Here is a 21,781-nt window from a genome sequence, read left to right as displayed (position 1 = left end):
AGACAAAGAAAGACAGGAGTCGCTGGGTGACGAGTACGGACACGCGTTCCGAAGCAGAGGACTCGGGACCCAGCGGCTATGCGGCGGCCCGGCTGCGCCTCCTCCAGGGGGAGGCACAGTCCGGGCCGCCGCGTCGTGCAGCCCTGGCCGAACTCACCGACGACTGGCTCACCGGCCTCTTCGACGCCGGCTCCGAGGCGCTGCGCGGCGTCTCGCTCGTCGCCGTCGGCGGCTACGGCAGAGGCGAGCTCTCCCCACGCAGCGACCTCGACCTGCTCCTCCTGCACGACGGCAGCGACTCCGGCGCCGTGGCCGCCCTGGCCGACCGCATCTGGTACCCCGTCTGGGACCTCGGCCTCGCCCTCGACCACTCCGTCCGTACGCCCACCGAGGCCCGCAAGACCGCGAGTGAGGACCTCAAGGTCCAGCTGGGCCTGCTCGACGCCCGGCACATCGCGGGCGACCTCGGCCTCACCGCCTCACTGCGTACGGCCGTCCTCGCCGACTGGCGCAACCAGGCACCGAAACGTCTCCCCGAACTCCAGGAGCTGTGCGCCGAACGGGCCGAGCGCCAGGGCGAACTCCAGTACCTCCTCGAACCGGACCTGAAGGAGGCGCGCGGCGGGCTGCGTGACGCGACCGCGCTGCGCGCCGTAGCCGCCTCCTGGCTCGCGGACGCACCCCGCGAAGGCCTCAGCGACGCACGCAGGCGCCTCCTGGACGTCCGCGACGCACTGCACCTCACCACCGGACGCGCCACCGACCGCCTCGCGCTCCAGGAACAGGACCAGGTCGCCGCGGAACTGGGCCTCCTTGACGCCGACACACTGCTGCGCCAGGTGTACGAGGCGGCGCGCGTCGTTTCGTATGCGAGCGATGTGACGTGGCGCGAAGTGGGGCGTGTACTGCGGTCGCGTGCCGTGCGTCCACGCCTGCGCGCCATGCTCAGCGGCGGCGCCAAGCCCGCCGCGGAGCGCTCACCGCTCGCCGAGGGCGTGGTCGAGCAGGACGGCGAGGTGGTGCTCGCACGCGCCGCGCGCCCCGAGCGCGACCCCGTGCTCCCGCTGCGCGCCGCCGCTGCGGCGGCGCAGTCAGGACTTCCGCTCTCCCTGCACGCCGTAAGGCGCATGGCCGCCGCCGCGCGCCCGTTGCCCACGCCCTGGCCCGCCGAGGCCCGCGAACAACTCGTCACGCTCCTCGGCTCCGGCCGCCCCACCATCGAGGTCTGGGAGGCGCTGGAGGCGGAGGGCCTGATCACCCGGCTGCTGCCCGACTGGGAGCGCGTGCGCTGCCGGCCGCAGCGCAACGCCGTCCACATCTGGACCGTCGACCGCCACCTCATCGAGACGGCCGTACGCGCCTCCGAACTGGCCCGCCGCGTGGGCCGCCCCGACCTGCTCCTCGTCGCCTCCCTGCTGCACGACATCGGCAAGGGCTGGCCCGGCGACCACTCCGTGGCGGGCGAGATCATCGCGCGGGACGTGGCCGCCCGGATCGGCTTCGACCGCGCGGACGTTGCCGTGCTCGCCACCCTCGTACGCCATCATCTGCTGCTCATCGACACCGCGACCCGGCGCGATCTGGAGGACCCGGCCACCGTCCGCTCGGTCGCCGAGGCGGTCGGCTCGCAGGGCACGCTCGAACTGCTGCACGCGCTCACCGAGGCGGACGCACTGGCCACTGGGCCCGCCGCCTGGTCCTCGTGGCGCAGCTCCCTGGTCACCGACCTGGTGAAGCGGGTCTCGGCGTCGCTCTCCGGGGACGCCCCCGAGGAGCCTGAGGCCGCGGCCCCCACGGCCGAACAGGAACGGCTCTCGATCGAGTCGTTCCGCACGGGCGGGCCCGTACTGTCGCTGCGCGCCCAGACCGAACCGGTCGACTCCGAGGCCGTCGCCACGTCCGCGTCGCACGACCCGGAGCCGCTGGGCGTGGAGCTCCTCATCGCCGTACCCGACCAGCCCGGTGTGCTCCCCGCCGTCGCGGGCGTCCTCGCCATGCACCGGCTGACCGTCCGCACGGCCGGACTCCGCGCCCTCGACCTGCCCGACGGCGTCGAGGGCTCGGTCCTGCTGCTCAACTGGCGGGTCGCCGCCGAGTACGGCTCGCTGCCCCAGGCCGCCCGCCTGCGCGCCGATCTCGTACGCGCCCTGGACGGCTCCCTCGACATCGCGGCCCGGCTCGCCGAGCGGGACGCCGCCTACCCCCGGCGCCGGGGCACGATCGCGCCGCCGCCCCGGGTGACGGTCGCCCCGGCGGCATCACGCCATGCCACCGTCATCGAGGTCCGCGCCCATGACGCCCCCGGCCTGCTGCACCGCATCGGGCGGGCTTTCGAGGAGGCGAACGTACGGGTGCGGAGCATGCATGTGTCGACGCTGGGCGCCAACGCCGTGGACGCCTTCTATGTGACGGGGGCGAAGGGCGCGCCCCTGCCGGGGGAGGAGGCGGCTTCGGTAGCCCGTGCGCTGGAGGAGATGCTGCGGGGGTGAGCCCGCGTGCGGTCGTCCGAGCGCGAGGTGAGCCCGGGTACGGGGGATGCCTCCGGCGTCGTACGAACGCGGTGTGAGTCCGAATACGAGGGGTGCCCGAGCCTCGTACGAACGCGGTGGAGTCCCTTCCGCGCGCGGCCAGATACCCTGGAGGGCGATTCCCATCGCCCCCGACCCCTGAGGACAGACGAGCGCCGTGTTCGATACTCTCTCCGATCGCCTCTCAGCGACGTTCAAGAACCTGCGGGGCAAGGGCCGGCTGTCCGAAGCTGACATCGACGCCACCGCACGCGAGATCCGTATCGCGCTCCTCGAAGCCGACGTGGCGCTGCCGGTCGTGCGGACCTTCATCAAGAACGTCAAGGAACGCGCCCTCGGCGCCGAGGTCTCCAAGGCGCTGAACCCGGCCCAGCAGGTCCTGAAGGTCGTGAACGAGGAGCTCGTCACGATCCTCGGCGGCGAGACCCGCCGTCTCCGGTTCGCCAAGAACCCGCCCACCGTGATCATGCTGGCGGGTCTCCAGGGTGCCGGTAAGACCACGCTCGCGGGCAAGCTCGGCAAGTGGCTGAAGGACCAGGGCCACTCCCCGATCCTCGTCGCCGCCGACCTCCAGCGCCCGAACGCCGTGACCCAGCTCAGCGTCGTCGCCGAGCGCGCGGGCGTCGCCGTCTACGCGCCCGAGCCGGGCAACGGCGTCGGTGACCCGGTCAAGGTCGCCAAGGACTCCATCGAGTTCGCCAAGACGAAGGTCCACGACATCGTGATCGTGGACACCGCGGGCCGCCTGGGTATCGACCAGGAGCTGATGCGGCAGGCAGCGGACATCAGGGACGCCGTCAGCCCGGACGAGATCCTCTTCGTCGTCGACGCGATGATCGGTCAGGACGCGGTCAACACCGCGGAGTCCTTCCGTGACGGCGTTGGCTTCGACGGTGTGGTGCTCTCGAAGCTCGACGGCGACGCCCGAGGCGGCGCGGCCCTCTCCATCGCGTCGGTCACCGGCAAGCCGATCATGTTCGCGTCGAACGGCGAGAAGCTCGACGACTTCGACGCGTTCCACCCGGACCGGATGGCCTCCCGCATCCTCGACATGGGTGACCTGCTCACCCTGATCGAGCAGGCGGAGAAGACGTTCAGCCAAGAAGAGGCCCAGGAAATGGCCTCCAAGCTGGCGTCGAAGAAGGGCCAGGACTTCACGCTCGACGACTTCCTGGCCCAGATGGAACAGGTCCGGAAGATGGGCAGCATCAGCAAGCTGCTCGGCATGCTCCCGGGCATGGGCCAGATCAAGGACCAGATCGCCAACCTCGACGAGCGCGATGTCGACCGCACGGCCGCGATCATCAAATCGATGACCCCGGGCGAGCGCCACGAGCCGACGATCATCAACGGCTCGCGCCGCGCCCGTATCGCCAAGGGCTCCGGCGTCGACGTCAGCGCGGTCAAGGGCCTGGTCGAGCGCTTCTTCGAGGCGCGCAAGATGATGTCCCGCATGGCCCAGGGCGGCGGAATGCCGGGTATGCCAGGTGTGCCGGGTATGGGCGGCGGTCCGGGCCGCACCAAGAAGAAGCAGAAGCAGGCCAAGGGCAAGCAGCGCTCCGGAAACCCGATGAAGCGCAAGCAGGAGGAGGCGGAGGCCGCGGCCCGCCGCGAGGCCGGCGCCCAGCCGGGCGGCGCCCTCGGACTGCCCCAGCAGGCGCCCCAGGACTTCGAGCTGCCGGACGAGTTCAAGAAGTTCATGGGCTGACGGTTCGTCGCGTACGGGGTTCTTTCTCGTACGAGGCTGGGGGCGCCCTCCTGTTCGGGGGCGCCCCCGGTGCGTTCTCTGCGGGTGCTGGCGCTCTTTTCCTGTCGTAACGTCCGGATATGAGCAACCCTGTGCCGCCACGCAAGACCCATGACCAGCCGTGGCGTACCGAGGGCACTCCGCCCGAGCCGACGCCGCCGCCTTCCGGCAGGAAGAAGATGCCGGGCGGCTGGGGCGGTCTGATCCTCACCGCCCTGGTCGTGTACCTGATCGCCAACCTGGTGCTGTCCTTCTTCAACGACGGTGACGAGCCGACGATCTCGTACACGGAGTTCAGCAAGCAGGTCGACGGCGGCAACGTCACCAAGATCTACGCCACGGGTGACGCGATCCAGGGCCAGCTGAAGAACGCCCTGGACAACCCGGAGGGCGACGGGAAGTACACCAAGTTCAAGACCCAGCGGCCGTCCTTCGCGGACGACCAGCTCTGGGAGAACCTGGAGAAGCACAACGTCACGGTGACCGCCGAGCCGGTGGTCCAGCAGCGCAGTTTCCTGTCCAACCTGCTGATCTCGCTCGCGCCGATGCTGCTGCTCGTCGTCCTGTGGATCTTCATCGCCCGGCGGATGAGAGCGGGCATGGGCGGCGCGGGCGGCATGCTCGGCCGCAAGGCGCCGCCGAAACCGGTCGAGCTGCAGCCCGGCGCCCAGCGCACGACGTTCGCCGACGTGGCCGGGATCGACGAGGTCGAGGGCGAACTGAACGACGTCGTGGACTTCCTCAAGAACCCCGACGAGTACCGGAAGATGGGCGCCAAGATGCCCCGCGGGGTGCTGCTGGCCGGCCCTCCCGGCACCGGCAAGACGCTGCTCGCGCGGGCGGTCGCGGGGGAGGCGGGTGTGCCGTTCTTCTCGGCCTCGGCGTCCGAGTTCATCGAGATGATCGTGGGCGTGGGTGCGTCCCGGGTCCGCGAACTGTTCGGGGAGGCCCGCAAGGTGGCCCCCTCCATCATCTTCATCGACGAGATCGACACGATCGGGCGGGCGCGGGCCGGCGGTTCGGGCATGGGCGGCCACGACGAGCGCGAGCAGACACTGAACCAGATCCTGACCGAGATGGACGGCTTCTCGGGCTCGGAGGGGGTCATCGTCATCGCGGCGACGAACCGTGCGGACATCCTGGACCCTGCACTCACCCGCCCCGGTCGCTTCGACCGCGTCGTCAACGTCTCGCCACCCGACCGTGGCGGCCGCGAGGCGATCCTGGAGATCCACACCCGGGGGATTCCGCTGGCCCCGGACGTGGATCTGGCCCAGGTGGCCCGTTCGACTCCGGGCATGACCGGCGCTGATCTGGCCAACCTCGCCAACGAGGCGGCGCTCCTCGCGGTCAAGCGCAAGCAGGACCAGGTGACGCAGCCGGACCTTTCCGAAGCGCTCGAAAAGGTGCAACTGGGCGCCGAACGGCCCTTGGTGATGCCCGACGAGGAACGTCGTCGCACCGCCTACCACGAGAGCGGCCACGCCCTTCTCGGCATGCTCCAGCCCGGCGCCGACCCGGTTCGCAAGATCACCATCGTCCCGCGCGGGCGTGCCCTGGGCGTCACGCTCTCCACCCCGGACGCGGACCGTTACGCGTACACGGAGGAGTACCTGCGCGGTCGCATCATCGGTGCCCTGGGAGGCATGGCCGCCGAACACGTCGTCTACGGAGTCGTCACGACGGGTTCGGAGAACGACCTGGAGCAGGTCACGAACCTCGCGCGCGGCATGGTCGCCCGCTGGGGCATGAGCGAACGGGTGGGCCGGCTCTCCGCCCTCCCGAACGACGCCCAGCAGGCCTACGGCCTCTCCGCCGCTCCGGCGACCCTCGACGTGATCGATCACGAGATGCGCCGCATCGTCGACGAATGCTACGAGGAGGCGTGCCAGAAGCTCCGCGATCACCGGGGGCAGTTGAACGCCCTGGCCGAGGCGTTGCTGGCGAACGAGACGCTGGAGGAGGCGGACGCGTATCGGATCGCGGGGGTGAAGCGGCTGGCGTAGGTGGGGTTTGTTCGCACCCTCCGCCCATTCCCGTTCCGTATTCCCGGGGCTACGCCCCGTTCCAGCCCGTCCGGCGTTTGAGGACGAGGCCGTCCAGGCCGAAGGGGGGTCTGGGGGCGCAGCCCCCAGGTACGGGACGGGAAGGGGCGGAGGGGGCGAAAAACGCCTGTCACCTCACCCCGTACGGGCGATCAGGTACCGGAAGACGTTCGGCATCCACACCGCGCCGTCCCGCCGCCGGTGGGGATGCAGCGCCTCCCGGAGCTCCTTGTCGACCTGTGCCTCGTCCGTCGCACCGACCGCCGCGTCGAACAGCCCGGTCGACAACAGCCCCCGCACCGCACTGTCCACATCGGCATACCCGAACGGACAGGCGACCCGCCCCGACCCGTCCGGCCTGAGCCCGGCACGCTGGGCGACGTCCTCGAGGTCGTCACGACGGGCGGCCCGCCAACTGCCCGCCCTCCGCAGGGGCTCGGCCAGCTTGGTGGCGACCCGCAACACGGACGAGGTGGCGCACCGCTCCGGCGGCCCCCACCCGGCGAGCACCACGGTCGCCCCCCGTTCGGCGAGCGGAGTCGCCGAGTCCAGGAGCTCGGCGAGCCCTTCGGAGTCGCCGGCCACACATCCGATGGGCTCGAACGCGGTGATCAGGTTGAACGGAGGTGCCGCCGCGTCGGCCACGTCTTCAGGGATGCCGTCGACGAGACGGGTGCCAGCACGCACGCGCGTGCCACACGTCTGGGGCAGGAACCGCTCCCGCGCGAGGGCCACTCGTTCGGGCGACCTGGAGTCGACACCGGTGACCGCGGCGCCCCGCGAGGCCGCCATCAGGAGGGATAGCCCGGAGCCGCAGCGCAGGCCGAGCAGCCGTGTTCCGGCGCCCACTTCAAGTCGCTCGTAGACGGCCTCGTGGAGCGGTACCAGCATCCGCTCCTGGATCTCGGCCCAGTCACGCGCGCGTGCACACGGGTCCACCCGGGGCGTCGGCCCCGCGTGAGGTAGGTGCTGCCGCACGAGCGTAGGTGTCATCGAAAGCTCCCCAATCCGCCGAGAGTTGTCGCTGCGCCCCGTCTCCCCTGGCCCCCGTAGCAGTGCGCCGCACTTCCCCCGTAAGCCAGGTAACTCCGCGCTCGACGTGTCGTCCAGGGGTTGCGGCGCCCGGTTTGTGCGCCGGCTGTGCCCTCGATAAGAATTCACGTCCCGGCAACATGTGCCCGTACCATCGCGCCATGGCTAAGGCACCTGTTCTCACGCCCCAGGCGGATGATTTCCCGCGCTGGTACCAGGACCTGATCAACAAGGCCGAGTTGGCAGACAACGGTCCGGTGCGCGGCACCATGGTCATCCGACCGTACGGGTACGGGCTGTGGGAGCGGATGCAGCAGGAGATGGACGCCCGGATCAAGGAAGCGGGTGCCCAGAACGCGTACTTCCCGCTCTTCATCCCGCAGTCGTACCTGACGAGGGAGGCCGAGCACGTCGAGGGCTTCGCCCCGGAGCTCGCGGTCGTCACGCACGGCGGCGGCAAGGAGCTGGAGGAGCCGATCGTCGTCCGACCCACCTCCGAGACGATCATCAACGACTACTTCTCCAAGTGGGTACAGAGCTACCGCGACCTGCCGCTGCTGATCAACCAGTGGGCGAACGTGGTCCGTTGGGAGATGCGCCCGCGGGTGTTCCTCCGTACGACCGAGTTCCTGTGGCAGGAAGGGCACACCGCCCACGCCACGTACGAGGAGGCCAGGGACTACGCCGCGTACATCCACGACAAGGTGTACGCCGACTTCATGGTCAACGTCCTCGGGATCGATGTCGTACTCGGGCGCAAGACGGCGAGCGAGCGGTTCGCCGGAGCCATCAACACCCTCACTCTCGAAGCCATGATGGGCGATGGCAAGGCCCTGCAGATGGGCACCAGTCACGAGCTCGGGCAGAACTTCGCGAAGGCCTTCCACACCCAGTTCCTGTCCAGGGACGGCAAGCAGGAGCTCGTCTGGCAGACCTCCTGGGGGTCGTCGACCCGCATGGTGGGTGGCCTGATCATGTCGCACGGTGACGACAACGGGTTGCGCGTGCCGCCGCGGCTCGCCGCCGTGCAGGCCGTCGTCCTCGCCATCAAGGGCGACGATGCGGTTCTGGCCAAGGTCCGCGAAATCGGCGATCAGTTGAAGGCGGCGGGTGTGCGGGTGCACGTGGACGACCGCACGGACACGCCTTTCGGGCGCCGCGCCGTCGACTGGGAGCTCAAGGGTGTGCCCGTACGTATCGAGGTCGGACCCCGTGACCTGGAGAACGGCACCGCGATGCTGGTCCGTCGTATCCGCGGCGGCAAGGAGCCGGTGGCGATCGACAGCCTCGTAAGCCTGCTTCCCGCCGCCCTCGAAGAGGACCAGGCGCTGCTTCTCGAGCAGTCGCGCGCGCGGCGTGAGTCCCGGACGGCGGAGGTCTCGACGGTCGAGGAGGCCGTCGAGGCGGCTGTGGCCGGCGGCTGGGCGCGTATTCCGTGGGCTGACCTCGGCGAAGAAGGCGAGGCCAGACTGGCCGAGCACTCCGTGACCGTACGGTGCCTGATCGCTGCGGACGGGTCGGTGCCCGACTCCGACGATTCACCCGGTAACGTCGCTCTCGTGGCGCGCGCGTACTAGGTTTGTCCAAGTGCGACCGAAACGCCTCTTGCGCATCTGATGACCGCAGGTGCCCCGGAGCGCGGACCTCGTCTACGCGCAGGGGCGTACGGGTGTCTACGTACCGGCTAGGTATGAACTGTGAGGCTTCTCCGCAGATCAGCGCACCCGCCCTCGTCCGGACGCATCAGCGGCAACTGACGGGTACGTGCAAATTATTTGGGATGCCCCGGAATAGGAACACTGGGGCACCCAGGCTCGTTGTGATTACGTGAGCACGACACCACCTGTTCTCGCCGCAGAGCTGGCAGAGGCGTGGGCCGATATTCAGCGGTACCACACCGAACTGCCCGATCTTGCCGCGCCAGAGTCCCTGATCGGAGAGTCGTCGTCCGCCTGCGGACACGAGCTCTCCTTCGAGCGACTGCTTCATGAGGCAGTCCATGGCATCGCAGCCGCGCGCGGAGTCCGCGACACCTCCCGCGCCGGCCGCTACCACAACCGCAGATTCCTCGCGATCGCCGAGGAGTTGGGCCTGGACCACCCCGAGGAGCCACACCCCAGTAGTGGCTTCTCGCTGGTCATGCTCAACCCCGAGGCGAAGCGACGCTACCGCCCGACCATCGAGCGGTTGCAGCGCTCCCTCAAGGCACACACCGTCGCGACCGCCGCGGACACGGCCCGCAGCTTCCGGGGACCGGCCGCCAGGCACGGCTCCTCCGGAGGAGGCGTACGCGTGAAGGCGGTGTGCGACTGCGGCCGCAACGTACGGGTCGTTCCGTCGGTGCTGGCGCAGGCGCCGATCGTGTGCGGGGGGTGCGGCAAACCGTTCCGGATTCCTGAGGTGGTCGGCGCGGCGGCGGGCTGAGGCGGGAGCCCGTATGCGCCGGGTCGCGGGGTGGGCCCGGTCGGCTTGAGTCGGTCTCGACGGTGAGATGCGGCACCTCGTGGGTGCCGGAACACGCGGTCGAGGCCCGGCTCGTCCGGGCGTCGGAGTCGTCGTGCCCAGGTAAGGGCGCCACCGAGGTCCTGCCGCACATCAGGGTGTGGCAGAATGGTCAGCTGTACTCGACAGTCGCATAGGACCCCTCTCTCCTCCGACTGACGCGTCCATCGGGCACTCGGGTACCGCAACCCCACGCGGCCATCTCGCCGTGCCCAACCACGTCAAGACCAGGAGAGACCACTTCCGTGGCAGTCAAGATCAAGCTGAAGCGTCTGGGCAAGATCCGTTCGCCGCACTACCGCATCGTCGTCGCCGACTCCCGTACCCGCCGTGACGGCAGGGCCATCGAGGAGATCGGCCTGTACCACCCGGTGCAGAACCCCTCGCGCATCGAGGTCGACGCCGAGCGTGCGCAGTACTGGCTGGGTGTCGGCGCGCAGCCGACCGAGCCGGTTCTCGCCATCCTCAAGCTGACCGGCGACTGGCAGAAGTTCAAGGGCCTGCCCGCCCCGGCTCCGCTGCTCGTGGCCGAGCCGAAGGCCGCGCGCCCGCTCTTCGACGCCCTCGGTGGCGAAGACGCGAGCAAGGGTGAGGCCATCACCCAGAAGAAGAAGGCTGAGAAGAAGGACGAGGCCTCCGCCGAGTCCGCGTCGACCGAGGCCTGAGCATGCTCGAGGAGGCTCTCGAGCACCTCGTGAAGGGCATTGTCGACAACCCCGACGATGTGCAGGTCGCCTCGCGCGACCTGCGCCGCGGACGCGTTCTCGAGGTCCGGGTCCATCCCGACGACCTCGGTAAGGTGATCGGCCGCAATGGCCGCACCGCGCGCGCTCTGCGTACCGTCGTGGGTGCCATCGGCGGCCGCGGGGTTCGCGTCGACCTTGTCGACGTGGATCACGTCCGCTGACGTACACGCAGCACCGGCTACGGGCCGGGGAGGGCCTGTCGGCCGTCCCCGGCCCGTAGTCGTACCGACAGGAGATCAAGCACAGTGCAGCTGGTAGTCGCTCGCGTCGGCCGTGCCCATGGCATCAAGGGCGAGGTCACCGTTGAGGTACGTACGGACGAGCCGGAACTCAGGCTCGGGCCCGGCGCCGTCCTGCTCACCGACCCGGCCTCCGCCGGACCGCTGACCATCGAGACGGGCCATGTCCACAGCGGCCGTCTCCTGCTGCGCTTCGAGGGGGTCCGCGACCGGAACGCCGCCGAGGCGCTGCGCAACACCCTGCTCATCGCCGAGGTCGACCCGGAGGACAAGCCCGAGGACCCGGACGAGTACTACGACCATCAGCTGATGGACCTGGATGTCGTCACGGTCGACGGCACCGAGATCGGGCGGATCACCGAGATCTCCCATCTGCCGTCACAGGACCTCTTCGTGGTCGAGCGGCCGGACGGGACCGAGGTGCTGATCCCGTTCGTCGAGGAGATCGTCACCGAGATCGACCTGGAGGAGCAGCGGGCGGTCATCGACCCGCCGCCGGGTCTCATCGACGAACACGCCGAGATCGTTGTTTCGTCGGAGGACGAGAACGGATGAGGCTCGACGTCGTCACGATCTTCCCCGAGTACCTGGAACCCCTGAACGTCTCGCTGGTCGGCAAGGCACGCGCGCGTGGACTGTTGAATGTGTACGTGCATGATCTTCGGGAGTGGGCGTACGACCGCCACAACACGGTCGACGACACCCCGTACGGCGGCGGCCCCGGCATGGTCATGAAGACCGATCCGTGGGGCGACGCCTTGGACTCCGTACTCGCGGACGGCTACGAGTCGGGCTCGCACGGGCCCGTGCTGGTGGTGCCCACCCCCAGCGGACGCCCCTTCACCCAGGAACTCGCCGTCGAGCTCTCCGAGCGCCCGTGGCTGGTCTTCACGCCCGCCCGCTACGAGGGCATCGACCGCCGGGTCATCGACGAGTACGCGACGCGGATGCCCGTCTACGAGGTGTCCATCGGGGACTATGTACTGGCCGGCGGTGAGGCGGCCGTACTCGTCGTCACGGAGGCAGTGGCCCGGCTGCTGCCGGGTGTCCTCGGCAACGCGGAGTCGCACCGGGACGACTCCTTCGCACCCGGGGCCATGGCCAACCTCCTGGAGGGGCCGATCTACACCAAGCCCCCTGAGTGGCGCGGCCGCGACATCCCCGGGGTGCTCCTCAGCGGTCACCACGGGAAGATCGCCCGCTGGCGCCGGGACGAGGCGCTGCGGCGTACGACGGCGAACCGGCCCGACCTCATCGAGCGCTGCGATCCATCGGCCTTCGACAAGAAGGACCGCGAAATGCTCTCGATCCTGGGCTGGCAGCCCGGGCCCGACGGCCGATTTTGGCGCAGGCCAGAGGCCGTGGAACAATAGGCAGCTGTTGTGCGTCGTCCGGCGTGCGCCCCTGCCACAGGGGGACACGACGCCCGCCCCGACGAAGACAGCACCTCTTCTGGGAAATCAACTTCCGTTGATGACCTGTGGCATCAACGAAGAAAGCAGACAAAATGACTCACCTGCTCGACTCCGTCGACGGCGCGTCGCTGCGCACCGACATCCCGGCCTTCCGCCCGGGTGACACCGTCAACGTCCACGTCCGCGTCATCGAGGGCAACCGCTCCCGTGTGCAGCAGTTCAAGGGCGTAGTCATCCGCCGCCAGGGCGCCGGTGTCCGTGAGACCTTCACGGTCCGCAAGGTCTCCTTCTCCGTGGGCGTCGAGCGCACCTTCCCGGTGCACACTCCGATCGTCGAGAAGATCGAGCTCGTCACCCGCGGTGACGTGCGTCGCGCCAAGCTCTACTACCTGCGCGACCTGCGCGGCAAGGCCGCGAAGATCAAGGAGAAGCGCTACAACTGAGCTCGCCCCACCGCGGTGAGCCGCAGGCGATCGAGCCAGTAGGAAGGTGTCACATGGGGGCCGGATAACATCTGGCTCCGATGAACACCGAAGCACAGCACACGGAGCGCGACCGCTCCTCCCGTCCTGGTGTGTCCGAGGAGATCTCGGACACAGAGGGGCGTGAGGGACGGTCGCGTTTCGCTTTGGTGGCCCGCGCAGCGGACTGGCTCCCGGGTGGGCGGATCACTCTCACCGCGTTGGTCTGCCTGCTCTTTCTGCTCCTTGTCAGCAGCTTCGTGATGCAGCCCTTTCAGATTCCCAGCGGCTCCATGGAGTTGGGATTGAGGGTTGGCGACCGCGTTCTCGTAAATAAGTTGGCGTACCGTTTCGGTGCTGAGCCGCAGCGAGGTGACGTCGTTGTGTTCGACGGAACCGGGTACTTCGGAAACGCCGACTACATCAAGCGCGTGGTCGGTGTGGGGGGAGACCATGTGGTCTGCTGCGACAAGGAGGGGAAGGTCGAGGTGAACGGGCGGTCGGTCGACGAGTCGACGTTTCTGTACCCGGGTGACAGCCCGTCCGACGTGCCCTTCGACGTCGTCGTGCCCGACGGCACCCTCTTCCTCCTCGGCGATCATCGCAGTGACTCCAGGGACTCCCGTGACCATCTGGGCTCACCCGGAGGCGGCATGATCCCCGTCGGCGAAGTCATCGGCAGGGCGGACTGGATCGCCTGGCCCTCGGACCACTGGACCCGGCTGACGCGCCCAGGCGCATACGCGCGCGTGCCCGCCGCGGACGGTGCCCATGGGTAACCGCGGTAAACAGCGCGGAGTTTCCAGTCATCCCGCCGACAATCTGCTGCCGACCGGGACCCGGCGCGCGTCCGGTGGCGCGGCCCGTCCCAGCCGTGTCGAACGGCGCAAGCTGGCCCGCAAGATCAAGCGGCGCAGGCGGCGTTCGTCGGTCAAGGAGATACCCCTCCTCGTCGGCGTCGCGGTGCTCATAGCCCTGGTCCTGAAGACCTTCCTCGTCCAGGCGTTCGTGATCCCGTCGGGCTCCATGGAGAGCACGATCCAGATCGGTGACCGAGTCCTGGTCGACAAGTTCACCCCGTGGTTCGGCTCCAAGCCCCAGCGCGGCGATGTCGTCGTCTTCCAGGACCCGGGCGGCTGGCTCACCGCGGAGGAGACCAAGAAGGCGGACGACCCCATCGTCGTCAAGCAGTTCAAGCAAGGCCTCACCTTCATCGGCCTGCTGCCTTCCGACAACGAGAAGGACCTCATCAAGCGGGTCGTCGGGGTCGGCGGCGACACGGTCAAGTGCTGTGACGCGCAAGGGCGGGTGACCGTCAACGGAACGCCGCTGAGTGAGCCGTACATCCTCGCCGGCGACAAGCCCTCCGACTTCGCGTTCGAAGTGAAGGTGCCCGAGGGGCGCCTGTGGGTCATGGGCGATCACCGGTCCAATTCCGCCGACTCCCGTTACCACCGCACCGACCAGTACAGCGGCACCGTCTCCGAGGACTCCGTCGTCGGCCGGGCCATGATCATCGCCTGGCCCATCGGGAACTGGACGCGGCTGGAGGAGCCAGGGACCTACGCGTCGGTGGCCGACGCGCCTGGAGCGGCGACTTCCGCTCTTCTCACGTCGCATATGGTGGCCCCTGCGGATCCAGACGGATTGATCCCGCTCCCGAGCCCTGCGGAACTCCCGCTCGTTATGGGAGTGGTGGGCCTGCGGCGAATCCGACGCAGGCTGCGGCACGGAGTGAGGAGTGGATGTGGGGGATGTGGCGGTCGGCGCACGGTCCGGACACGAAGGTCCCGAAGGGCGGCCGGAGCGGCCCGACGACTCGGCTGCCCCAGCTGTAGACGCCGAAGTCTCCGAGAGCGGATCCGCGGACGACAGCGCCGAGCAGGAGCGCGCCGAGCAGGACGAGCAGTCGAGGAAACAGAAGCAGCGCTCCTTCTGGAAGGAGCTGCCGATCCTGATCGGCATCGCCCTGGTACTCGCGCTGCTCATCAAGACCTTCCTGGTCCAGGCGTTCTCGATCCCCTCGGACTCGATGCAGAACACCCTCCAGCAGGGTGACCGTGTCCTCGTCGACAAGCTGACCCCGTGGTTCGGTTCCGAGCCGGAGCGCGGCGAGGTCGTCGTCTTCCACGATCCCGACGCCTGGCTGGCCGGCGAGCCCGCGGCCGATCCGAACGCCCTGCAGACGGTCCTCAGCTGGATCGGTCTCATGCCGTCCGCCCAGGAGAAGGACCTCATCAAGCGGGTCATCGGGGTCGGCGGCGACACCATCGAGTGCAAGGGCACCGGACCGCTGACGGTCAACGGCAAGGCGTTGAACGAGCCGTACGTGTACCCCGGGAACACCCCGTGCAGCGTCGACGAGGAGGGCGGCCAGTTCAAGGTCACCGTTCCCACCGGCAAAATCTGGGTAATGGGTGACCACCGCCAGAACTCGCGGGACTCGCGGTACAACCAGACGGACAAGAACCACGGCATGGTCCCGGTGAACGAGGTCGTCGGGCGCGCCATCGTGAAGGCGTGGCCCATCAACCGCTGGGACACCCTCCCGGTTCCGGACACCTTCGACCAGTCGGGCATCAACACCAAGGCGGCGGCCGCGATCACCTCGCCGGGCGCCTTGGCGCTCGTAGGGGCTGTGCCGCTGGTACTGGTGCGGCGGCGGCGCAAGACGTCCGAGTAACGCACTGCAGCGTCCTCCTGGGGCCGGTGCGCTCGGATTCGTCCGGGCGCACCGGCCCCAGCGGGTTGTACGGGTGTCCCGCGGCGCGGTGAGGAGTCGGTGAGGCCCGTGTGCGTGATCCCAACCATGGGCTGACCTCCGCCCGTACCCCCGGGTAAGGTGCCGATCCATGGGTGGCGAGAGCTCGACAAGTACGGCCGCGCGCGGCGGCACACGCAACACCCCGGCGGGCGGCCGGACCGGAGAGGTGCTGTCCGGGGTCGCTGTCGCACTGGGCCTTGTGCTGTTCCTCGGAGGGTTCGTCTGGGGGGCGGTGATCTACCGGCCGTACACCGTGCCCACCACTTCGATGACGCCGACGATCGACGGCGGGGATCGCGTGCTGGCACAGCGCGTCGACGGCGACGCCGTCCGGCGCGGCGATGTCGTCGTCTTCAAAGAGGCCAGCTGGGGCGATGTGCCGATGGTCAAGCGCGTGGTCGCCGTCGGCGGCGACGAGGTCGCCTGCTGCACGAACGGCAAGCTGACCGTCAACGGGAAGCAGATCGACGAACCATATCTCCCCAAGGGCTCGGCGGCCGAGAGCACGAGCATCCCGACCGTGACGGTCCCGGAAGGCAACCTGTTCCTGCTCGGTGACGAACGCAGCGGCTCCCTGGACTCCACCGCCCATCTGACGGACGCCGCCAGTGGAACCGTGCCGCGCAGCGCCGTCGAGGGGCGGGTCGACGCCGTCGTCTGGCCCGTGAACGGCATGCTCAAGCGGCCGACCGGCTTCGAGACGCTCGGCGGCCTCTCCGAGCCGGGACCGCTGCGCCTGATCGTCGGCGGGGTGGTGGCCGGCGCGGTGCTCGTCCTGGGCGGTGCGGCGTACGGTCCGGTCGCCAAGCGCGCGGGTCGACGCGGCCGGGCCCGGACGGAGCTCGCCGGTGCCCGCTGAGGTGTCGTACGACGGAGGTCCCTACGAGGGGAGTCCGCACGACGGGGCGACGGCGGCTCCGGACGAGTACGAGGGCGGGCTGCGCAGGGTGGCCCGTGTGGTGCTGCTCGACCCGGACGAACGGATTCTGCTGCTGCACGGGCATGAGCCGGACGACCCCTCGGACGACTGGTGGTTCACGCCCGGCGGCGGCCTGGAGGGCGACGAGACACGCGAGGAGGCCGCACTGCGGGAACTTGCGGAGGAGACCGGTATCACCGAGGTCGAGCTGGGCCCGGTGCTGTGGCGGCGGGTGTGTTCTTTTCCGTTCGCGGGGCGCCGCTGGGACCAGGACGAGTGGTACTACCTGGCCCGTACGGCCAATACGGCCCAGATGACGCCGGTCGCCGCCGGACTGACGGAGCTGGAACGGCGCAGCGTCGCCGGAGCGCGTTGGTGGACGTGCCAGGAACTTAACCAGGCACATGAGACGGTGTATCCGACCAGACTCGCCGAGCTGCTGCGCAGGGTGCTCGACGAAGGTCCCCCGGCCACACCCGAGGTCCTCGACACCGAAATCGTCTAGGGGCTCGCGGGGCTGGCGCACAATAGGGGGACGCACGGCTGAAGGGGAACATGCCATGAGCGCCGAGGACCTCGAGAAGTACGAGACCGAGATGGAGCTCAAGCTCTATCGGGAGTATCGCGATGTCGTCGGTCTGTTCAAATATGTGATCGAGACCGAACGGCGCTTTTACCTCACCAATGACTACGAGATGCAGGTGCACTCGGTCCAGGGTGAGGTGTTTTTCGAGGTATCCATGGCAGATGCCTGGGTGTGGGACATGTACAGGCCCGCTCGCTTCGTGAAGCAGGTAAGGGTACTCACGTTCAAGGACGTGAATATCGAGGAGCTGAACAAGAGCGATCTGGAGCTGCCGGGCGGTTGATGACACGGGGTGACTGCTCGTCGGGCGTCCGCTCGTGGGGCGGGCGCCCGCCTGTGTGGGTGACAGGGTTTTCCACAAGCGACGGCCCGTCCACCAAGATCCAATAGCAGGCTGCAGTGGCCGCAATGTTGGCGCCGGAGGTGGTGCCGACATGAACACACGCAACGCACAACGCAACGCACTCGGCAGGTACGGCGAGGATCTGGCCGCGCGGCGGCTGACCGAGACCGGGATGACGGTCCTGGCGCGCAACTGGCGCTCCGGCAGGACCGGCGAGATCGACATCGTGGCCCGTGACGGTGACGCGCTGGTCGTCTGTGAGGTCAAGACCCGCAAGGCGGGAGCCTTCGAGCACCCGATGGCGGCCGTCACGACGGCCAAGGTGCAACGCCTGCGGAGCCTGGCCGAACGCTGGCTCCAGGAACACGGCGGGGCCCCACCTGGCGGCGTCCGCATCGACCTGATCGGCGTTGTCCTCCCCGACCGCGGCGCACCCGTGGTCGAGCACGCGCGGGGGGTGGCCTGATGGGGTTCGCGCGTACGTGCTCAGTGGCCCTGGTCGGTGTCGAGGGCGTCGTCGTCGAGGTCCAGGCGGGCCTGGAACCCGGTGTCGCGGCGTTCACCCTCGTAGGACTGCCGGACAAGAGCCTGACGGAGAGCAAGGACCGGGTTCGGGCGGCCGTCGTGAATTCCGGGGCGTTGTGGCCACAGAAGAAGCTGACGGTCGGGCTGAGCCCGGCGTCGGTGCCGAAGAGCGGCAGCGGGTTTGATCTTGCCGTGGCGTCGGCGGTGCTCGGGGCTTCCGAGCGGATCGACCCACGCGTGCTCTGCGACATCGTGATGATCGGGGAGCTCGGCCTGGACGGGCGGGTCCGGCCGGTACGCGGAGTCCTGCCGGCGGTCCTGGCCGCCGCGAATGCGGGATACGAACAGGTGGTGGTGCCGGAGTGCGCGGCAGCGGAAGCCTCATTGGTGCCGGGGATCTCCGTGCTCGGCGTCCGCAGCCTGCGGCAGTTGATCGCCGTGCTCACGGACGAACCGGTGCCCGAGGAGGATCCGGACGAGCAGGGGCGGCCGGATCCGCTGCTGGCGGGGCTTCGTATGCCGGGCACGGGAGAGGCGACCGGCCTGTGCGGCATGGCTCTGCCGGAACACGACCAGGGGCACGACCTCGCCGACGTGGTCGGCCAGATGTCGGCGCGAACCGCCATGGAGGTCGCGGCCGCCGGAGGACACCATGTCTTCCTCCAGGGGCCGCCCGGCGCGGGCAAGACCATGCTCGCCGAGCGGATGCCTTCGCTGCTGCCTCGCCTCAGCAGGCAGGAATCGCTGGAGGTGACGGCGATTCACTCCGTGGCGGGACTACTGCCACCGGGCAAGCCGATGGTGGACATTCCGCCGTACTGTGCGCCCCACCATTCGGCGACGATGCAGTCGCTCGTCGGCGGCGGCAAGGGGCTTGCCCGGCCCGGTGCGGTGTCTCTTTCGCATAGGGGTGTTCTTTTTCTGGATGAAGCTCCAGAGTTCAGTAGTTTTGTCCTCGATGCCCTACGGCAGCCTTTGGAGGCGGGGCATGTCGTGATCGCGCGCAGCGCCGGTGTCGTGCGGTTTCCGGCGAAGTTCCTGATGGTCCTCGCGGCCAACCCCTGCCCCTGTGGGCGCTTCAGCGTGGCGAACGACATCTGTGAGTGCCCGCCCTCCTCGGTCCGCCGGTACCAGTCCAGGCTCTCCGGCCCGCTGATCGACCGGATCGATCTGCGGGTCGAGGTGGAGCCCGTCACCCGGTCCGAACTGACGGCGGCCGGAGCACTGGGCGAGTCGACACGGACGGTGGCCGACCGGGTGAGTGCCGCTCGCGAGCGTTCCGCCGCGCGGTTGACCGGCACTACCTGGCACACGAACAGCGAGGTGCCGGGACGCGAACTGCGCAGCCGCTGGCAGGCACTGCCGGGAGCGATGGACGAGGCGGAGCGTGGACTGGAGCGAGGAGTGCTGACCGCGCGTGGTCTGGACCGGGTCCTCCGCGTCGCCTGGACCGTGGCCGACCTCGCGGGACACGACCGACCGGACGCCGGGGATGTGGCCCTGGCCCTGCAACTGCGCACCGGGGTCCCCCGAGGGGTGCCGATGATGATCGGTTCACGGTGATGACGTACGACGAACGGATGGCCCGCGTCGCCCTCACGCGGGTCTTCGAACCCGGCGACGAGCTCGGAGGGCGGTGGCTGCGGGAGCTCGGGGCGGTGGAGGTGGCGCGGCGGCTCGTGGAGGGACGGGAACCGTTGCCCGGGGCGAGTGTGAAGCGGTGGGAGGGGCTGCGGGGACGGGCCGCCCGGATGCAGCCCGAGCGGGATCTGGCCCAGGCGCAGGACGCCGGCGTGAGATTCATCTGCCCCGGAGAGCCGCAGTGGCCCGCCCAGCTCGACGATCTGGGCGACACCAGGCCCATCGGACTCTGGGTACGAGGGCAGCCCAGTCTGCGGATATGGGCACTGCGCTCCGTCGCCGTCGTCGGAGCGCGGGCGTGCACCGAGTACGGCGCGCATATGGCGGCCACGCTGGGCGCGGGGCTCGCGGAGCGGGGCTGGGTGGTGGTGTCGGGCGGCGCCTACGGCGTGGACGGCGCCGCGCACCGGGGAGCCCTTGGAGCGGGCGGCGCCACCGTCGCCGTGCTGGCCTGCGGCGTCGACCAGCCCTACCCGCGCGGGCACTCCCAGTTGATCACCCGAATCGCCGAACAGGGTCTGGTGGTGGGGGAGTTGCCGCCCGGTGACCACCCCACACCGAGCAGATTCATCCTGCGGAACAGGGTCATCGCGGCGCTCACCCGGGGGACCGTGGTCGTCGAGGCCGCGTACCGCAGTGGCGCGCTGGTCACTGCACGCGCGGCGGCGCGGCTCGGGCGGTTCACGATAGGGGTGCCGGGTCCCGTCACCAGCGGGTTGTCAGCCGGAGTACACGAACTGTTGCGCGGGGACGCGGTCCTGGTCTCCGACGCCGCGGAAGTCGCCGAGCTGGTGGGCGACATAGGAGAACTGGCCCCCGACCGGCGAGGGCCCGTGCTTCCGCGCGATCTGCTCGACCCGGGCGCCGGGCGGGTGCTGGCCGCGCTGCCGGCCCGTGGCCTGGTGAGGGTCGAGGAGGTCGCCCGCGGCGCGGGGACCACGACGGACGAGGCGGTCGGGAGACTGTACGAACTCCGAGCACTTGGTTTCGTCGAACGACACGGCGACGGCTGGAAGTTGACACGCCAGGCAATGATCTCCGTCCGCGGTCCTCGAAGCGGGTGTTGACCGAGCGTGTTCGGCCGTCCGGGCGAACGCCGACAGCCTTGGCAATTCCCGCAGTTGGCGTCTCCCGGTGATCACTCAGGGCGATCACCGGGACCCCGGGCGGTGCCCAGCGGAACGTACCTGCGCAGGGGTGATCCCCCGACCTTCGCGCACTGCGACGCTCCAGTCACGCTACGCTCACGGGGTTTCCGGCGCAGACAGGCAACTCGACATCAGACCGACAGCTCACCCAGGCATCCCCAGTTCACAGCAGAACGGCACAAGGCGACGAATGCCCCAGCACACCTCCGGGTCCGACCGGGCGGCGGTCCCCCCGGCGGCCCGTGACGGCCGCAGCGTGCGCCCGCCCGCTCCCTCGACGCTCGACGAGCTGTGGCGGTCGTACAAGTCGACGGGCGACGAGCGGCTGCGGGAGCAGTTGATCCTGCACTACTCGCCGCTGGTGAAGTACGTCGCCGGGCGGGTGAGTGTCGGCCTGCCGGCCAATGTCGAGCAGGCGGACTTCGTCTCCTCGGGGGTGTTCGGGCTGATCGACGCGATCGAGAAGTTCGACATCGAACGGGAGATCAAGTTCGAGACGTACGCGATCACGCGCATCCGGGGCGCGATGATCGACGAACTGCGCGCGCTGGACTGGATTCCGCGGTCCGTGCGGCAGAAGGCGCGCAATGTGGAGCGGGCCTACGCGACGCTGGAGGCGCGACTGCGGCGTACCCCGTCCGAGGGCGAGGTGGCCTCCGAGATGGGGATCGGCGTTGACGAACTCCACGCGGTCTTCAGTCAGTTGTCGCTGGCGAATGTGGTGGCTCTGGAGGAGCTGCTGCACGTCGGAGGCGAGGGCGGTGACCGGCTGAGTCTGATGGACACCCTTGAGGACACCGCGGCCGACAATCCGGTGGAGGTCGCGGAGGACCGGGAGCTGCGGAGGTTTCTCGCGCGGGCGATCAACACGCTGCCCGACCGGGAGAAGACCGTGGTCACGCTGTACTACTACGAGGGGCTCACGCTCGCCGAGATCGGCAATGTGCTCGGGGTGACCGAGAGCCGGGTGAGCCAGATCCACACGAAGTCGGTGCTTCAGCTGCGGGCGAAGCTGGCCAGTTTCGGGCGCTGACCTCGATGGGGGCGCGGCGCTGAATCGTCTCTGTCGCTCTTTGTCCCGTCCTGGGGCGCCCTGGGTTCCCATTGGTGTCCCGCCTTCGGCCGGCGTTTTTCCGCTCT

Annotated in this window: 20 protein-coding genes and 1 pseudogene; 20 read left to right on the top strand and 1 reads right to left on the bottom strand. The window is 69.3% G+C overall.

Annotated elements, in window-relative coordinates; all coding sequences use genetic code 11:
* The first annotated feature begins 26 nt into the window (after positions 1–26).
* The 3 genes from AB0N66_RS05105 to ftsH all read left to right on the top strand — a co-directional run bounded on the left by AB0N66_RS05105 (position 27) and on the right by ftsH (position 6,281).
* On the top strand, positions 27–2,489 hold the full coding sequence (locus AB0N66_RS05105) for a [protein-PII] uridylyltransferase (RefSeq protein ID WP_365428900.1): 2,463 nt from the start codon (positions 27–29) through the stop codon (positions 2,487–2,489).
* A gap of 196 nt (positions 2,490–2,685) precedes the next feature.
* Positions 2,686–4,236: a signal recognition particle protein gene (gene ffh, locus AB0N66_RS05100; protein ID WP_365428898.1), complete on the top strand. Its 1,551-nt coding sequence runs from the start codon at positions 2,686–2,688 to the stop codon at positions 4,234–4,236.
* A 119-nt stretch (positions 4,237–4,355) separates the two neighbouring features.
* Positions 4,356–6,281, top strand: a complete 1,926-nt coding sequence (ftsH, locus tag AB0N66_RS05095) for an ATP-dependent zinc metalloprotease FtsH (RefSeq protein ID WP_365428895.1) — start codon at positions 4,356–4,358, stop codon at positions 6,279–6,281.
* Between the two features lie 174 nt (positions 6,282–6,455).
* Here the strand turns inward: ftsH and AB0N66_RS05090 are convergent, their stop codons facing one another.
* Entirely contained in the window at positions 6,456–7,313 is an 858-nt protein-coding gene (locus AB0N66_RS05090) for a class I SAM-dependent methyltransferase (protein ID WP_365428893.1), read from the bottom strand.
* Positions 7,314–7,513: 200 nt separating this feature from the next.
* On the opposite strand from AB0N66_RS05090, the gene proS reads away from it, so the two are divergent.
* The 17 genes and pseudogenes from proS to whiG all read left to right on the top strand — a co-directional run bounded on the left by proS (position 7,514) and on the right by whiG (position 21,674).
* The gene (proS, locus tag AB0N66_RS05085) at positions 7,514–8,929 is read left to right on the top strand and encodes a proline--tRNA ligase (protein ID WP_365428889.1); all 1,416 of its coding nucleotides are present in this window, start codon (positions 7,514–7,516) and stop codon (positions 8,927–8,929) included.
* A gap of 250 nt (positions 8,930–9,179) precedes the next feature.
* A complete protein-coding gene (locus AB0N66_RS05080) occupies positions 9,180–9,776 on the top strand; it encodes a hypothetical protein (RefSeq protein ID WP_365428886.1) in 597 nt (198 codons plus the stop codon).
* A gap of 323 nt (positions 9,777–10,099) precedes the next feature.
* A complete protein-coding gene (gene rpsP, locus AB0N66_RS05075) occupies positions 10,100–10,519 on the top strand; it encodes a 30S ribosomal protein S16 (RefSeq protein WP_365428883.1) in 420 nt (139 codons plus the stop codon).
* Between the two features lie 2 nt (positions 10,520–10,521).
* A complete protein-coding gene (locus AB0N66_RS05070; protein ID WP_005479813.1) occupies positions 10,522–10,761 on the top strand; it encodes an RNA-binding protein in 240 nt (79 codons plus the stop codon).
* Positions 10,762–10,845: 84 nt separating this feature from the next.
* The gene (rimM, locus tag AB0N66_RS05065; protein ID WP_365428880.1) at positions 10,846–11,394 is read left to right on the top strand and encodes a ribosome maturation factor RimM; all 549 of its coding nucleotides are present in this window, start codon (positions 10,846–10,848) and stop codon (positions 11,392–11,394) included.
* Positions 11,391–12,212, top strand: coding sequence for a tRNA (guanosine(37)-N1)-methyltransferase TrmD (gene trmD / locus AB0N66_RS05060; RefSeq protein ID WP_365428877.1), 822 nt, complete (start codon positions 11,391–11,393; stop codon positions 12,210–12,212). Before rimM ends, trmD begins: the two co-directional genes overlap by 4 nt.
* Positions 12,213–12,346: 134 nt before the next feature.
* Complete coding sequence (gene rplS / locus AB0N66_RS05055) at positions 12,347–12,697, top strand: 50S ribosomal protein L19 (RefSeq protein ID WP_365428874.1); 351 nt, start codon at positions 12,347–12,349, stop codon at positions 12,695–12,697.
* An 80-nt stretch (positions 12,698–12,777) separates the two neighbouring features.
* Entirely contained in the window at positions 12,778–13,494 is a 717-nt protein-coding gene (gene lepB / locus AB0N66_RS05050; RefSeq protein ID WP_365428871.1) for a signal peptidase I, read from the top strand.
* Positions 13,487–14,539 (top strand): annotated as a pseudogene (gene lepB, locus AB0N66_RS05045) (signal peptidase I); the annotation flags it as partial. The gene lepB (AB0N66_RS05050) and the pseudogene lepB (AB0N66_RS05045), both read left to right, overlap by 8 nt.
* Complete coding sequence (gene lepB, locus AB0N66_RS05040; RefSeq protein ID WP_365428868.1) at positions 14,463–15,398, top strand: signal peptidase I; 936 nt, start codon at positions 14,463–14,465, stop codon at positions 15,396–15,398. The pseudogene lepB (AB0N66_RS05045) and the gene lepB (AB0N66_RS05040), both read left to right, overlap by 77 nt.
* Positions 15,399–15,567: 169 nt before the next feature.
* On the top strand, positions 15,568–16,338 hold the full coding sequence (lepB, locus tag AB0N66_RS05035; RefSeq protein WP_365428865.1) for a signal peptidase I: 771 nt from the start codon (positions 15,568–15,570) through the stop codon (positions 16,336–16,338).
* A 79-nt stretch (positions 16,339–16,417) separates the two neighbouring features.
* On the top strand, positions 16,418–16,903 hold the full coding sequence (locus AB0N66_RS05030) for an NUDIX hydrolase (protein ID WP_365429470.1): 486 nt from the start codon (positions 16,418–16,420) through the stop codon (positions 16,901–16,903).
* A 55-nt stretch (positions 16,904–16,958) separates the two neighbouring features.
* A complete protein-coding gene (locus tag AB0N66_RS05025; protein ID WP_003965949.1) occupies positions 16,959–17,267 on the top strand; it encodes a DUF2469 domain-containing protein in 309 nt (102 codons plus the stop codon).
* Positions 17,268–17,418: 151 nt separating this feature from the next.
* Positions 17,419–17,793, top strand: coding sequence for a YraN family protein (locus AB0N66_RS05020; protein ID WP_365428862.1), 375 nt, complete (start codon positions 17,419–17,421; stop codon positions 17,791–17,793).
* On the top strand, positions 17,793–19,415 hold the full coding sequence (locus AB0N66_RS05015; protein ID WP_365428859.1) for a YifB family Mg chelatase-like AAA ATPase: 1,623 nt from the start codon (positions 17,793–17,795) through the stop codon (positions 19,413–19,415). Before AB0N66_RS05020 ends, AB0N66_RS05015 begins: the two co-directional genes overlap by 1 nt.
* Positions 19,415–20,560: a DNA-processing protein DprA gene (gene dprA / locus AB0N66_RS05010; protein WP_365428856.1), complete on the top strand. Its 1,146-nt coding sequence runs from the start codon at positions 19,415–19,417 to the stop codon at positions 20,558–20,560. The genes AB0N66_RS05015 and dprA overlap by 1 nt, the downstream gene beginning before the upstream one ends.
* A 271-nt stretch (positions 20,561–20,831) precedes the next feature.
* Positions 20,832–21,674 carry an RNA polymerase sigma factor WhiG gene (gene whiG / locus AB0N66_RS05005; protein WP_365428854.1) on the top strand — a complete coding sequence of 281 codons (843 nt, stop codon included), beginning with the start codon at positions 20,832–20,834 and terminating at the stop codon, positions 21,672–21,674.
* Positions 21,675–21,781: the final 107 nt, after the last annotated feature.

Origin of the sequence: Streptomyces sp. NPDC093544, assembly GCF_040683495.1 — a bacterium.
Taxonomy (GTDB): Bacteria; Actinomycetota; Actinomycetes; order Streptomycetales; family Streptomycetaceae; genus Streptomyces.
The sequence above is the reverse complement of the archived record's forward strand: the minus strand, read 5'-3'. Positions and strand labels throughout refer to the sequence as shown.